Raw genomic sequence first — 13,569 nt, forward strand, 5'->3', positions numbered from 1 at the left:
AGTTTGCCGGCGTGTCGGCGCAGGAACTGGGGTCGTTCACCGCCACGCAGTTGACCAACCTGTCCACGACGCAATTGGCATCGCTGACCACGACCCAATTGCGCGGCATGGCCGCGTCCGGTGTGGCGGCGCTGACGACGACGCAGCTGGGGCAGATGACGCCGGCGCAGCTCGCGGCATTGACGCCGGCGGCATTGTTCGGCCTGTCCGACACGCAATCCGCGACACTCAGCACCGCGCAATTGGCCGCCCTGGCCACCACGCAGATCGCCGGGCTGTCGACCACCGCGGTGTCGGGGCTGACCACGGCGGAGCTGGCGGGGCTCGCCACCACGCAGGTGCGCGCGCTGACCACCGGCCAGATCCAGGCGATGGCCGATACGCAGGTTGCGGCGCTGACCACGGGGCAGATTGCGGCGCTGACGACGACGCAGATCACCGGCATGGCCTCGACCCAGGTGGGCGACCTGACCACGGCGCAACTGGGCGCGCTGACCACGCCGCAGATACGTGCCCTGTCGGCCAGCAACATCACCGGGCTGTCGGCGACGCAATTGGGCGCCCTGTCCAGCACGCAATTCGGCGCGCTGACGGCGACCGAGATGGGAACGCTGAGCAGCACCCAGCTCGACACCCTGTCCGCCGGCCAGATGGCTTCGTTGACCACGACGCAGCTGCGCGGGCTGACGGCAGCAAGCGTGGGTGCGCTGGACACGACGCACCTGGCCGAACTCTCCGCCACGCAGGTTGCCGCCATTGCCACGACCGGCGTGTCCGGGCTGGTGGACACGCAGGCCGCGGCCCTGGCCGCCACCCAGGTTGCGGCGCTGACCACACGGCAGGTTTCGGCGCTGTCCACCACGGCGATCTCCGGTCTTACCACCAGCGAAGTGGCGGGGCTGGCAACGACGCAGGTGAGCGCGCTGACGGCGGTGCAGCTTCCGACGCTGGTCGATACGCAGTTGGCCGCGTTGACCACGGGCCAAGTCGCCGCCCTGACCACGACGCAGATCGGCGCGTTGACGGCAACGCAGATGGGGCTGCTGTCCACCGCGCAGCTTGCCGCGTTCAGCGCCACGCAATTGGGCGCGCTGTCGGCCACCGGCATCGTCGGCCTGGCCGGGACCCAGCTTGCCGCGCTCAGCCCTGCCGCCTTCGCCACGCTGACCGGGGCGGAGTTCGCAGCGTTGACCACGACGCAGATCGGTGCGCTGTCGTCGACGCAAATCAGTTCGATGAGCACGGCGCAGCTGCAGGGTTTGACGCCGGGCGGGTTGGGCACCCTGAACGCCACCCAGTTGGGCGCACTCTCCACCAACCAGATCGCGTCGCTGACCACGACCGAGATCAGCGGCCTGGTCGATACCCAGATGCCCGCGCTCTCCCCGGCGCAGCTTGCCACACTCAACAGCCGCCAAGTGTCGGCGCTGTCGGCCACCGCGATCTCGGGGCTGACCACGGATGAGGTCGCCGGGCTGAGCACGACGCAGATCCGTGGGCTGACGGCGACGCAGGCGGGCGGGTTCGACCAGACGCAGATGGCGGCGCTGGCAGGGACGCAACTTGCCGTCCTGTCCACCACGCAGATCGCAGGGCTTCCTGCGACCGCGCTGGCCGCGTTGAGCACCGCGCAGCTTGCCGTGCTGTCCTCCACCCAGATGGCGGCGCTGGGCGGCAATGCGGTCACGGGGCTGACGGCAGGCCAGTTGGCGATCCTGTCCAGCACCCAACTCGCGGCGCTGACGCCGACCGAACTGGGCGCGCTGGCGACGACGCAGGTCGGATCGCTGTCGGCGGCGCAGATCGGGGCGCTGAGTGCATCCCAGGTCGCTGGCCTGTCCGATACGGGCGTGGCCGTGCTGGCCGCACCGCAGATCGGGGCGTTGTCCACCACCCAGATCCAGGCGCTGTCCACCACCGCCGTCAGCGGGCTCCAGGCAACGCAGGTGGCGCTGCTGACGGCCACGCAGTTCGCGGCATTGAAGCAGACCGAACTGGCCGCCTTGTCGCCGGACGCCGTGGGTGGTTTGACCCTTGCCGACCTGGCGTCCATCAGTACCACGCAGTTGGCCGCGTTCACCCCGACGCAGATCAACGCGATGGACGAGACGCAGATCGGCTCGCTATCCGTCACCAACATCGCCGGGCTGTCCGTTACACAGGTGGGCGGGCTGGCCGACACGCAATTGGCCGCCTTGTCGCCGGCGCAGATCGGCTCGCTGGCAGCGACCCAGTTGGGTGCGCTGGCGCAGGCCGCCGTCGATGGATTGACCGAAACCGACATCGCCGGACTGTCCATGACGCAACTGGGCGGGCTTGGGGCCGACCAGATGATCGCGCTGGGGCAGACCCAGGTGGCCGCGCTGACCACGCAGCAATTCGCGACCCTGACGACGACCCAGATCGGCGGCCTGTCCGCCGACGGCTTCGCCGCCATCACCAGCACCCAACTTGGCGCGCTGACGACGACGCAGATCCGCGGCATGGATGTCTTCGCTGTGGGCGCCCTTGCCGACACACAGCTCGCCGCGCTGAGCCCGGCGCAGTTGGCGGCGCTGACCACCCGGCAGGTCGCTGCCCTGGCGCCCGGCTCACTGGATGGGCTGACGGCAACGGCGCTGGCGGGGCTGACCACGATCCAGCTATCCGCACTGACCGCCAGCCAAGTGAATGCGTTGAGCCAGACGCAGATCGCCGGCCTCGGCACCGGCGCGTTGGGGGCGTTGAGCCAGACCCAGGTGGCCGGGCTGGACGACACCCAGGTGGCGGCCCTGTCCGCCAGCCAGGTGGCGGCACTCGGCGCCAGCCAGATCGCGGCGCTGTCGACCACGGCGGTGTCCGGGCTGACGACGGCCGAAGTCGCGGCGCTCTCGCTGACGCAGCTTGGTAGCCTGACGTCGACGCAAATCGGCGCGCTGTCTTCGGAGCAGGTTGCGGCGCTGCCGGCGAGCGCGATCGCCAACCTGACGTCGACGCAGATCGCCGGGCTGACCGGTTTCGCGTTGGGTGGGCTGTCGACCGCGAACCTGGCCGCGCTCTCCACTGCGCAGCTTCGCGGGCTGACGCAGACGCAGGTCGGCGCCTTGGCCACCACGGCGATCGGCGCGCTGACGGCCACCCAATTGGGCGCGCTGACGGTGGTCGAGGCCGCGGGCCTGGCGCCGACGCAGATGGCGGCCCTGTCGGGCGACCAATTGGCCGCGCTGCGCACCACGCAGATCGCCGCCCTGTCCACCACCGCCGTGGGCGCGCTGACGGCAACGCAGGTCGCCGGGCTGAACACGACGCAGTTGGGTGCGCTGACCGACACGCAGATCGGCGCGCTGGGCACGAATGCGGCGGCGCTGACCACGACGCAGATCGCCGGGTTGACGGTCACGCAGGCCCGCGGGCTGACCGCGACGGAGTTGGCCGGGCTGGGCACCACGCAGCTCGCCAGCCTGGGCGCGACCGACCTGAAGGCACTGACGGCGGCGGCGTTGGGCGGCCTGACGGGGACGCAGATCGGTTCGATGTCCACCACCCAGTTGGGCAATCTGTCCGCGACGCAGATCGGCGCGTTGTCCACCGGGACTGTCGCGGGGCTGACGGTGACCGAACTGGCCGCCTTCAGCACCACGCAGTTGCGTGGCCTGGTGGATACGCAGATCGCAGCGCTGACCACCAACCAAGTGCAGTCGCTGACCACCACCCAATTGGGCACGCTGACGGTGACCGGCATTAACGGGTTCAGCGACACCCAGGCCGCCGCCCTGTCGCAGACCCAGCTTGCCGCGCTGAACATGACCGACGTCGCCGCGCTGTCGGATCTTGCAATGTCGGGCCTCACCTCGACCCAGGTGGCAGGGTTGGCGCCGACGCAGATGGCATCGCTGAGCCTGGACCAGGTGGCGTCCCTGTCCACCACCGGAATCGCCGGGTTGACGGCGACGGAGATTGCTGGGCTGACACCTGCGCAGCTCGTTTCGCTGACGTCGACGCAGATCGGCGCGCTCAGCATCACGCAGTTTGCCAGCCTGGCGCCCACGCAATTGACGCAGCTTTCGGCGGCGCAGATCAACGGCCTGGGCTCGACCGCCGTGGCAGCGCTGAATGCAACGCAAATCGGGCTGCTGACGCCGAACCAGATGGCGTCGCTGTCCACCACTGGCGCGTCCGGTATGTCGGCGACCCAGCTCAGCGGGCTCTCCACCACGCAGCTTGCGGCGCTGGGCCCGGCGGAGATCGGCGCGCTGTCCACCACCGCCGTCGCCGGGCTGACGCCCACCGAACTGTCGGCGCTGAGCAGCCTGCAATTTGCCAGCCTGTCCGCCACGTCCATCGGCGCGCTGACCACGGCGCAGCTTGCCAGCCTGACGACGACGCAGGTTGGTCTGCTGTCCGCCACCGAGATCAGCGGCTTGGCCGGCACGCAGGTTGGCGCGCTGAACACGACGCAATTCGCGGCGCTGACCCCGGCGAAGATCGGCGCGCTGTCCGCCACGGGTTTGTCGGGCATGACGGAAGACCAGATCACCGCGATGACATTGACGCAGCTTGCCGGGCTGACGGCGACGCAGATCGGCCAGCTTCCTGTCAGCGATATCGGCGCTCTGTCGCAGACCTCGCTGCAGGCGATGACGGCGGACCAGTTGGGCGGCCTGGTGCGGATGCAGTTGCGCGCACTGAGCATGCCGCAGCTTGGCAGCCTGTCCGCCTCGCAGATCGCGGCGCTGTCGGCGACGCAGGTCGGCAACCTGACTGGGGACGAGCTGAATGGCCTGGCCCCGACGCAATTCACCACGCTGAGCGCCGACCAGATGACCGGGCTGACGGCGACGCAATTCAACACGCTCAGCACCACGCAGTTGGGCCAGCTGTCGGCGGTGCAGGTGAGCGAGCTGACGACGACGGTGATGTCCGGGCTGTCCCCGACCATGGTGGGCGCGCTGACCACGACGCAGCTCGAAGCCTTCAACGCGACACAGATCGACTACCTCAGCTCCACGACTCTGGCGGCGCTGAACCAGACCCAAATTAACGCGCTGGTGACAGCTGAGACTTAAGACGGTCTGCGAGCCAAAAGGGCGAGGCCGGAATGGGTGATACGCTAGAGGCCGCGTTGGAACAGGCCGCGACGCGTCAGTTGAGCGTGCAGGACCTGTTCCAGGTCGCGCAGACGCTGAAGCAGGAGGGGCGGCCCCGGGCTGTCCAGGCGCTGTACACGACCTGGATTCAGCACAATGAGGACCATCCGCTCAGCTACGCGGTGATGTTCAACCATGCGGTGACGCTGTCCGACTCCGGCGATCTCAACGGCGCGCGTGGCTATTTGGAACGTGCGGTGACGCTGAACCCGGACTTCATGCCGGGCCATATCAATCTGGGCCGGGTGCACGAAGGGCTGGGGGCGCCGGACAAGGCGGTGCAGCAATGGTCGGACGCACTGGGCCGGCTGGGCGCCGTCACCGGGTCGGCCGTGGCGCACAAGACGATCGCGCTGACCCAGGCCGCCCGCGTGCTGGAAGCGTCCCACCAGGACGAGCCGGCCGAGGATCTGCTGCGCCAATTGCTGGAAATCGACCCGGCGCATCGTGAAGCAACTCAACATTTCGTCGCCCTGCGGCAGCGCCAGTGCAAATGGCCCGTCCTGCCGGCGCTGGAGCGGGCGGACCGGTCGAGCCTGGCTGCCGGTATGTCCCCGCTCTCGGTCGCGGCGTTCACGGATGACCCGTTGTTCCAACTCGCCGTGAACTGGAACTACAATAAGCACGACGTGGGCGACCCGCGCTCCGCCGTCATCACCGACCACGCTGCGGCGATGCGGCCCGGCAAGCTGCGCATCGGCTATCTATCCTCCGACCTGCGCGAACATGCGGTCGGCTACCTGATGGCGGAGGTGTTCGAGCAGCACGATCGCGACCGGGTGGAAGTTTTCGCCTATTACTGTGGGCCTAAGAGCACGGACCGGCTGCACGAACGATTCCGCGCGAGCGCCGACCATTGGTGCGACCTGGCGGGGATGGATGACGCCGCCACTGCGCGGCGCATGGCCGCCGATGGCATTCAGATCCTGGTCGACGTGAACGGCTACACGCGGGAGGCGCGGAACAAGCTGCTGGTGCTGCGCCCAGCGCCCATCATCGTCAATTGGCTGGGCTTCCCCGGCAGCATGGCGAGCCCGTACCACCACTACATCATCGCCGATGACTGGATCATCCCGCCGGAATACGAGGCATATTTCACCGAGCGTGTGCTGCGCGTGGATTGCTACCAGCCGAACGACCGGACGCGCGTGGTGGCCGATCGCGCCGTGACACGGGCGGAGGCCGGGTTGCCGGAGAATGCCGCCGTCTATTGCTGCTTCAACGGCCTGCACAAGGTTACGCCCTTCGTGTTCGACCGCTGGATGGCCATCCTGGCGCAAGTGCCCGGCAGCGTGCTGTGGCTGCTGAGCAGTGACGAGGCGACGCATGACCGCCTGCGCGCCCGCGCCACCCAGAATGGCGTCGATCCGGCGCGCCTGGTCTTCGCCATCAAGCGTGTTCATGCCGAGCATCTGGCCCGATATGTGTTGGCCGATTTGTTCCTGGACACTGCCCCCTACGGTGCGCACACGACGGCGTCCGACGCGTTGTGGATGGGCATTCCCGTGCTGACGATGAGCGGCCGGTCCTTTGCTGCGCGTGTCTGCGGCAGCTTGGTCCGCGCCGCCGGCACGCCCGAGTTGGTGTGCGAAACGCCGGCCGAGTTCATAGCTCAGGCCGTCGCACTGGGTTCGGACCGCACGCAATTGGCGGCCTATCGCACGCGGTTGCTGGCGGGGCGCGATACCAACGTGCTGTTCGACACGCCCAATACCGTGCGCGGGCTGGAGCGGGCATACGAGCAGATGTGGGCGGAGTTCACCGATGGATCGCTGCCGCAGCCGGACCTGGCAAACCTGGACGTGTTGCTGGAGTTGGGCAGCCTGACCGATCACGATACGATCGACTTTGCCACGGTGGATGATTACGCCGGCTGGTGGCGCCGGCTTCTAGACCAGCGAGATCAATTCCGCCCGGTCCCGCGCGACACCCGGGGGCGATAGCGCTTCATCGTCGATCAACGCGCACGCAGCAATGCGCTCGCCTCATTCAGCGTCGCCGCAATCCACCCGGAAACGGTGGGCGAGGGTGTTGAGAGGCTCTCGGTCTCATCATCCATGCTGCCTCACGAACCCTTCTGCTCCCGCGCGTATCGCATCGGCGCTTGCCCGACGTGGCGGGTGAAGGCGACGCTGAACGTGCTGGCGGAACTGTAGCCCACGCGTTCTGCGACTTCGGCGACGCCAGCGGCCGCCCGCTGCAGCAGATCCTTTGCCAAAGCCATCCGCCACTGCAGCAGGTACTCCATAGGCGCCACGCCCACCGCTCGCCGAAATCGCTCGAAGAACGCCGATCGGGAGAGCGCGGTTTCCCTGGCCAGTTGCGCAACCGTCCACGGCCGGGTCGGATTTTCATGCATCAGCCGCAGAGCGATCGCCAGGCGTTCATCGCCCAGCCCGCAGATCAAACCCGGCGATGTCGTAGGCCCACTTATGGAACGAAAGGCCTCGATCAGAAGCACTTCCAGCAAATGCGCCAAGATCACGCTTCGCCCAGGTCGCATGTCCCGCGATTCCTCATCGACGAGTTGCACGAGGATGGCCAGCCGCTTTTCGCCCCGGATGTGAACCAGTTGTGGAAGCAGCGACACCAGCAGGGCCGCATCGCTCGATCCAAAGACGCAATAGCCGACGAGCGCGCGCACATCTGGCGCACCGTCTTGCCGACCGATCCGGAACACGCCGGGCCGCAACTGGACCGGCAAGGTCTCGGTGTCCCCCGGGGGCGCCGGGTCGAGGCTCGACATCGTGAAGTCATAGGCGAGCGGGATCAGGACGAAATCGCCCTTCTCCAGGATCATCGGCTGATGCCCCTGCACGGTGAGGCGGCACGACCCATCAAGCACGACGCCGTAGAAGGGCCGCCCCGCCTCCGAGCGCTGAACGCGCCAGCGCCCAGCGCCGAACACCACCTTGGAAAACGAGGCGCTCGGCTGAAGCAGTGTGACGACCTCGGCAAGCGGGTCGATCATATCCGGACTCCTAGACATGAATTATGGACGCTCGATCGTAGCACGTCCGGCGTCGCAGGCCCATCTTCAGGTTTCTAGACCACCGATAGGAGCCACCATGAAGACCATCTTGATCACCGGTTGCTCATCCGGATTCGGCTTGGACACCGCCCGCTATTTCCTCGATCGCGACTGGTCGGTCATCGCAACGATGCGCAGGCCGCGCGAAGACCTGCTGCCCCGGTCCGAGCGGCTGCGCGTCATTGCCCTCGACGTCACCGATGCCAGCAGTATCCGCCAGGCCGTGGACGCTGCAGGGCCGATCGACGTTCTCGTCAACAACGCCGGGGTCGGCGTGCTGAATGCCCTTGAAGCCATGTCGATGGACAAGGTGCGCGAAGTCTTCGAGACGAACACGTTCGGCACGATGGCGATGACCCAAGCGGTGCTGCCGCAGTTCCGGCAGAGGATGTCGGGTGTCATCGTCAACGTCACGTCGAGCGTGACATTGCGGCCGCTGCATCTGCTCTCGGTCTACACGGCCAGCAAGGCGGCGGTGAACGCATTCACAGAGTCGCTCGCGCTGGAGTTGGAGCAGTTCAATGTGCGCGTGAGATTGGTGCTGCCCGGTCGCGCACCGGAAACCAAGTTTGGCGAAAACGCGCAGACCCGCATGCAGGTCGGCATCCCCGAGGCGTACACCAGCCTGGCGCAACGTGTATTTGCCGGCTGGGCAGAATCGTCCGACGTCACCCGCTCGCTCGACGTGGCCGAAGCGGTATTTCGCGCGGCCACCGATCCAGCGGCCCCGATGCGCCTGCCCGCTGGCGCCGACGCCATCGCGTGGGCCGCCTCGTAGTCAGACAGATCCGGTTGGGCTCACCTCAATGCCCGGGCCAATTGCACACGATGCGATCGGGGCCGGTCCAGCGCCGGCCCTTCTCGCGCTTGTCGGTTCGCTCCAGGTAATCCGCCCAGACCCGGCGTTCGTAATCCTGCGTCGCCGGCGGCGGTTGCTGCCCGGCGGCGCGCGCATGCGCCAATTCGGTCGGGCCGAACTGATAGGCGGCCAGCCCATCCTGCCAGCCGAACTGCCGCGCCATGATCGACAGCGAATAAGCCCCGGCGCGAATGTTATCGTGCGGCAGATAAGGATCCGCACCCCCGCCGATACGGCCCCGAATCATATCGTAGATCGAAGGGGGGATCTGCATCAGCCCGATCTCGCCGGACAGCGCCCGCATCGGGTGGCCGTTCAGCCACTGGCAGCCGCGGCTCTCCGCCCACATCACGGCATAGATCAGCGGCTCCGGCACGGCAAACTCGGCCGCCGATTCCCGCACGAACGGCCCCCAGGGGTCATCGATCGGGCCAGGCGGCGCGTAGCGATGCACCAACGCCGGGTCGGTATGCGGCCTCGACACCTGGTCGGCGCACGCGGCGAGCAGGGGTAGCAGGCATAATAGGATATGCCGAAGCCATGAATGGAGGCGGCGAGGGCCACCCCCACCCGGTTGTCTGTCAGGCAGCAGCCTGTAGCTCCGGCGTCGGTACCAGCTTATCGGTGGATAGCAGGCTCACCATGCGGTTCTCGACCGTCAGCAGCCCTTGCACGTAGGAGCTGGAGATGCCTTGCGCCACTGCCGGGGTCGGCTGGATCATGCTGTCGTTGATCGTCAGAATATCCGACACCGCGCTTACCAGCAGGCCCACCGTCTGCGCGCCAATCTGCGCCACGATGATGACGTGCTGGGTGGTCGGGTCCGCGGCGCCCAGGCCCAAACGCTCCGACAAATCGATGATGGACAGCACGGCGCCGCGCAAATTCACTACGCCACGCACGTAGGACGGGGCATGCGGCAGGGGCGTCTCCTGCACCCAACCGCGGATTTCGCGCACGATCATGATGTCCACGCAGAACTCCTGCGCACCGACGCGGAAGGACAGCAATTCGCGGTCTTTGGTCTGAGAATCTTTGGTCTGCGATAGGGCGTCGTTCATCAATTATGGTCCTGCCATAGGGAGAGGGATGAGGGCGGAGCGCAATCCCGCCCTCCGCGATGTCAGAACTCCTTCCAACCGTCTTCGTCGACCACCGGGGCGGGCTTGCGAGTGGACCGCCCGGTGACCTTGAGCGCCGGCGCGCTATAACGGCGGGCCTGCTGCGCGGGGCGGCGCATCGGCTCGACATTGGCAGCGTGGTGCTCTTCCCCTGTATCGCCCGAAATCTGGAAACGACCGGTTAACCGGCTTAATTCTTCTGCCTCCTGTGACAACGAATGGCTGGCGGCTGTGCTCTGTTCCACCATGGCGGCGTTCTGCTGCGTCACCTGGTCCATCTGATTGATCGCGGTGTTCACCTCGGCCAACCCGCTCGCCTGCTCCCCGGCGGAGGCAGCGATTTCGCGCACCACCCCGTCGATCTCGGCCACCTGCCCAACGATCTTGCCCAGTGCCTCGCCGGTTTCGGACACCAGCCGCACCCCGGCGCCGACATGCCCGGCCGAGGCGGAGATCAGCAGCTTGATTTCCTTCGCCGCCTCGGCGGAGCGTTGGGCCAGCGCGCGAACTTCGCTGGCCACCACCGCAAACCCACGGCCCGCATCGCCGGCCCGCGCTGCCTCGACGCCTGCATTCAGCGCCAGCAGGTTGGTCTGGAATGCAATCTCGTCGATCACGCCGATGATCTGGCCAATCTGGCGGGATGACTCCTCGATGCTGCCCATTGCGGCAACGGCCTGGCGCACGATACCGCCCGAATGTTCCGCATTCTCCTTCGTGCGGGACACCACGTCGCGCGCCTGCTGCGCCCCCTCGGCGGTCTTGCGCACCGTGGCGGTAATCTGGTCCAGCGCCGCGGCCGTCTCCTCCAGGCTGGCCGCCTGCTGCTCCGTCCGGCGGGACAGATCGTCCGCCGCGCTGGAGATCTCGGTGGCGCCGGATCGCATGGTCCGGGTGTTGGTGGAGATCACCTGCAGCGCTTCGTGCAACTTGCCCACGGCCTGGTTGAAGTTGCGGCGCAGCACCTCGTAGGCGTCGGGCAGGGCGTCGTTCAGCGTGACCGTCAAATCCCCCGCGGCCAGGCGTTCCAGCCCGGCCCCGATCGAGCCGACGACGATCTGCTGCTGTTCGGTGATTGCGGCGGTCTGCGCGACGCGACGCTCCTCCTCCGACCGGCGATGGCCTTCCATGGCATCGGCATCGCCCTTGATCTTGGCAAGGCCGTTGTCGCGGAAGGTGAACATCGCCTTGGTCAGCCGGCCGACGCAGTCGGAATAATCGGTGAACTGGATCGGGCTGTCCAAATCGCCGGCGGCCAAACCCTCCATGCGCACCACGGTGGTGACGTAGGGGTCGGTGATCATCTTGCTCAACCCGTAGCCGAACGCGATGGCAGCGAGCACAAGCGCCACCGACGCGATGGCCAGCCCCTGCTGCGCCTGCCCGAACGCGACGATTGCGGCCTGGCCGAGGCCCGTTTGGCCACTTGCGGGCGCCATGGTCCACAACACCCACCACCCGGCGACAAGCGCCAGGACCGTCAATGCGGTCGTGAGTGAGAATGCCACCATCATCTTCGTCTTGATGGGTGCGGTTTTGCGATACCAGGTCAGCATAGGGCTGCGTCTCCGTTGAATGTTCTATCGCCAGGAGGGGCAAGAGTATGCTTGTTCTACCCAGGGAAGGTTTCTGAAGATTATACGAATGCAATATAGATGCTGGATAGCAAGCTAAAACTTGATCAATAAATTCAGTAATATTAATGGGAAACCCTCATTGCCGTCGTGACGTCTTGGCATGCCGTCAAAATGTCGCTATAAAAGCCGTTACTAGGGGTTAACGCCGAGACTAACTTGCATCCGAAACAAACTTTTAGCCGGGTCGTGGATCTTAGGGCTCGTAGGAAGCTTGCGATCGACACGGGGTGCGGCGCCCCGCTTGTCCTACGACGCCCCCGTGCTAGGGTTCGCACGCGATGACCTTGCTCCCACCCGCTCTTCGAAATGCCTGGCGCGCGCTGGGTGTGCTGGCCGTGGTGCTGGCACTGGCCGGTCGCCTGGCCGGCGGGATGGTGGTGTCCGACCCGGCGCCCACGATGGCGGCCCTGCTGGACGCAATGATCGATTGCCAGCCCGGCGCCACCCCTGCCCAGCCCGGCCACGCCCCGCATCACGAGGCGGACCACGCCGCCTGCGCCTTGACGGCGCTGTTGGATCTACCGGCCCCCACCCTCACGCCCGCGCCGCTGATACCTTTGCGCCGTGGCGTGATCGCGATGCGGGTCGCGACCATTCCGCCAGCCCGCGCGCCGCCAGTGCGGCTGCCGGGCGCCGCATTGCCCCGGGGACCCCCAAACCTGGCCTGAGTCCGACTGCACCACGGCGGCGTCATGCGCTGCCGTCCGGCTCGTTCTGTCCAGGATAACAATCCATGTCGCGTTTATCGCTGATGTCGGCCGGCCTTGTGCTGGCGCTCGCTTGGGCCGCCTCTGCCCAATCCTCCCAAATCACCGTCGACCACGCCTGGTCCCGCGCCACACCACCACGGGGAACCACGGGTGTGCTGTACCTCACGCTCACCAGCCCCACGGGGGACAAGCTGCTAGGCGTTTCCACCCCAGCCGCGGCCAGCGCCGAGCTGCATCGCAGCCAAACCACCGGAACCGTGATGCAGATGCGCCCGGTCGAGGGCGGGTTGGACCTACCACCGGGAAAGCCCGTAACCCTGGGGCCGGGCGGCTACCACGTCATGCTCATGGGGCTGAAAATGCCCCTGAAGGCGGGCAGCGATGTCCCGGTGCATCTGACGTTCCAGACCGCACCCCCCCTGGATGTCGTGGCGCGCGTTCAGGGCCTGGGCGGCGGAATGGCCGACATGCCCGGCATGCACGCGCACTAAACTCTTCCTCTTATTATCGGATCATCATCATGACTCATCGTTTTGTGCCCGTTGCGGCGGTGCTCGGCCTGCTCGCCAGCACGAGTATCGCCTTCGCCCACGCCCACCTGAAAACCGCGACCCCCGCGCCGGACAGCACGGTGCAGGCCGCCCCCACCGCCATCGGCATCGACTTCACCGAGGGGGTGGAGCCGCAATACAGCAGCATCGTCGTGCAGAACGCGGACGGGCAGGCGGTCAGCACCGGGGCGGCGGCGACTGCCCCCGACAACAACAAGCATCTGAGCATCGGCGTCGGCACCCTGGCGCCAGGCATGTATCGCGTCATCTGGCATGCGACCTCGGTCGACACGCACAAGACCCAGGGCACGTATCAGTTCACGGTCAAGCCGTAGCGGGCATGGCGCCGTCGTTCGATATCGAGGGCGGCGTGCCCCTGGTGCTGGCCCGGGGCCTGTGGCTCGTGGCGCTGCTGTCGGTGGCTGGAACGCTGTTGTTCCAGGTGCTGGTGGCGCCGCGTGCCCTGGCGCGCGCGCCGGCGCGTGTTGCCATGGCGGTCCATCGCCGCGTGCAGGCCTGCGCCCGGGCCAGCCT

11 protein-coding genes are annotated in these 13,569 nt (G+C 67.0%); 7 read left to right on the forward strand and 4 right to left on the reverse strand.

Translation table 11 applies throughout. The features are described from left to right. Together GSQ76_RS27460 and GSQ76_RS27465 are read left to right on the forward strand one after the other, a co-directional pair. A partial coding sequence (locus tag GSQ76_RS27460; RefSeq protein ID WP_158747242.1) for a hypothetical protein occupies nucleotides 1-5,045 on the forward strand: 5,045 nt, incomplete at its 5' end. Nucleotides 5,046-5,077: 32 nt separating this feature from the next. Continuing rightward, nucleotides 5,078-7,069 carry a glycosyl transferase gene (locus GSQ76_RS27465; protein ID WP_158747243.1) on the forward strand — a complete coding sequence of 664 codons (1,992 nt, stop codon included), beginning with the start codon at nucleotides 5,078-5,080 and terminating at the stop codon, nucleotides 7,067-7,069. A gap of 122 nt (nucleotides 7,070-7,191) precedes the next feature. Here the strand turns inward: GSQ76_RS27465 and GSQ76_RS27470 are convergent, their stop codons facing one another. Then, nucleotides 7,192-8,097, reverse strand: coding sequence for an AraC family transcriptional regulator (locus GSQ76_RS27470; protein WP_158747244.1), 906 nt, complete (start codon nucleotides 8,095-8,097; stop codon nucleotides 7,192-7,194). Nucleotides 8,098-8,194: 97 nt separating this feature from the next. Between GSQ76_RS27470 and GSQ76_RS27475 the strand changes: the two genes are divergently transcribed. Next, nucleotides 8,195-8,935 (forward strand): SDR family oxidoreductase, encoded by a 741-nt coding sequence (locus GSQ76_RS27475; protein WP_158747245.1) that lies wholly within the window; start codon nucleotides 8,195-8,197, stop codon nucleotides 8,933-8,935. A gap of 25 nt (nucleotides 8,936-8,960) precedes the next feature. On the opposite strand, the gene GSQ76_RS27480 is transcribed toward GSQ76_RS27475, so the two are convergent. From GSQ76_RS27480 to GSQ76_RS27490, 3 genes are all read right to left on the reverse strand, one after another. After that, nucleotides 8,961-9,500: a lytic transglycosylase domain-containing protein gene (locus GSQ76_RS27480; protein WP_158747246.1), complete on the reverse strand. Its 540-nt coding sequence runs from the start codon at nucleotides 9,498-9,500 to the stop codon at nucleotides 8,961-8,963. A 97-nt stretch (nucleotides 9,501-9,597) separates the two neighbouring features. After that, complete coding sequence (locus GSQ76_RS27485) at nucleotides 9,598-10,077, reverse strand: chemotaxis protein CheW (RefSeq protein ID WP_158747247.1); 480 nt, start codon at nucleotides 10,075-10,077, stop codon at nucleotides 9,598-9,600. Between the two features lie 62 nt (nucleotides 10,078-10,139). Then, complete coding sequence (locus GSQ76_RS27490) at nucleotides 10,140-11,693, reverse strand: methyl-accepting chemotaxis protein (RefSeq protein ID WP_158747248.1); 1,554 nt, start codon at nucleotides 11,691-11,693, stop codon at nucleotides 10,140-10,142. Nucleotides 11,694-12,052: 359 nt separating this feature from the next. Here GSQ76_RS27490 and GSQ76_RS27495 point away from each other — a divergent pair, with 359 nt between their 5' ends. The 4 genes from GSQ76_RS27495 to GSQ76_RS27510 form a co-directional block, all read left to right on the forward strand. Continuing rightward, nucleotides 12,053-12,442: a hypothetical protein gene (locus GSQ76_RS27495; protein ID WP_158747249.1), complete on the forward strand. Its 390-nt coding sequence runs from the start codon at nucleotides 12,053-12,055 to the stop codon at nucleotides 12,440-12,442. Nucleotides 12,443-12,507: 65 nt separating this feature from the next. Continuing rightward, a complete protein-coding gene (locus tag GSQ76_RS27500) occupies nucleotides 12,508-12,975 on the forward strand; it encodes a copper chaperone PCu(A)C (protein WP_158747250.1) in 468 nt (155 codons plus the stop codon). A 29-nt stretch (nucleotides 12,976-13,004) separates the two neighbouring features. After that, nucleotides 13,005-13,370, forward strand: a complete 366-nt coding sequence (gene copC / locus GSQ76_RS27505) for a copper homeostasis periplasmic binding protein CopC (protein ID WP_158747251.1) — start codon at nucleotides 13,005-13,007, stop codon at nucleotides 13,368-13,370. Nucleotides 13,371-13,375: 5 nt separating this feature from the next. After that, a partial coding sequence (locus GSQ76_RS27510) for a hypothetical protein (protein WP_158747252.1) occupies nucleotides 13,376-13,569 on the forward strand: 194 nt, incomplete at its 3' end.

This window comes from Acidisphaera sp. L21 (genome assembly GCF_009765685.1).
Classification (GTDB): Bacteria; Pseudomonadota; Alphaproteobacteria; order Acetobacterales; family Acetobacteraceae; genus LMUY01.

Bases quoted from the DNA above. Each gene is read 5' to 3' on its own strand.
- GSQ76_RS27490 (WP_158747248.1), bottom strand. From the start codon at position 11,693: ATGCTGACCTGGTATCGCAAAACCGCACCCATCAAGACGAAGATGATG.
- GSQ76_RS27485 (WP_158747247.1), bottom strand. From the start codon at position 10,077: ATGAACGACGCCCTATCGCAGACCAAAGATTCTCAGACCAAAGACCGC.
- GSQ76_RS27475 (WP_158747245.1), top strand. From the start codon at position 8,195: ATGAAGACCATCTTGATCACCGGTTGCTCATCCGGATTCGGCTTGGAC.
- GSQ76_RS27465 (WP_158747243.1), top strand. From the start codon at position 5,078: ATGGGTGATACGCTAGAGGCCGCGTTGGAACAGGCCGCGACGCGTCAG.
- GSQ76_RS27495 (WP_158747249.1), top strand. From the start codon at position 12,053: ATGACCTTGCTCCCACCCGCTCTTCGAAATGCCTGGCGCGCGCTGGGT.
- GSQ76_RS27470 (WP_158747244.1), bottom strand. From the start codon at position 8,097: ATGATCGACCCGCTTGCCGAGGTCGTCACACTGCTTCAGCCGAGCGCC.
- GSQ76_RS27500 (WP_158747250.1), top strand. From the start codon at position 12,508: ATGTCGCGTTTATCGCTGATGTCGGCCGGCCTTGTGCTGGCGCTCGCT.
- copC (WP_158747251.1), top strand. From the start codon at position 13,005: ATGACTCATCGTTTTGTGCCCGTTGCGGCGGTGCTCGGCCTGCTCGCC.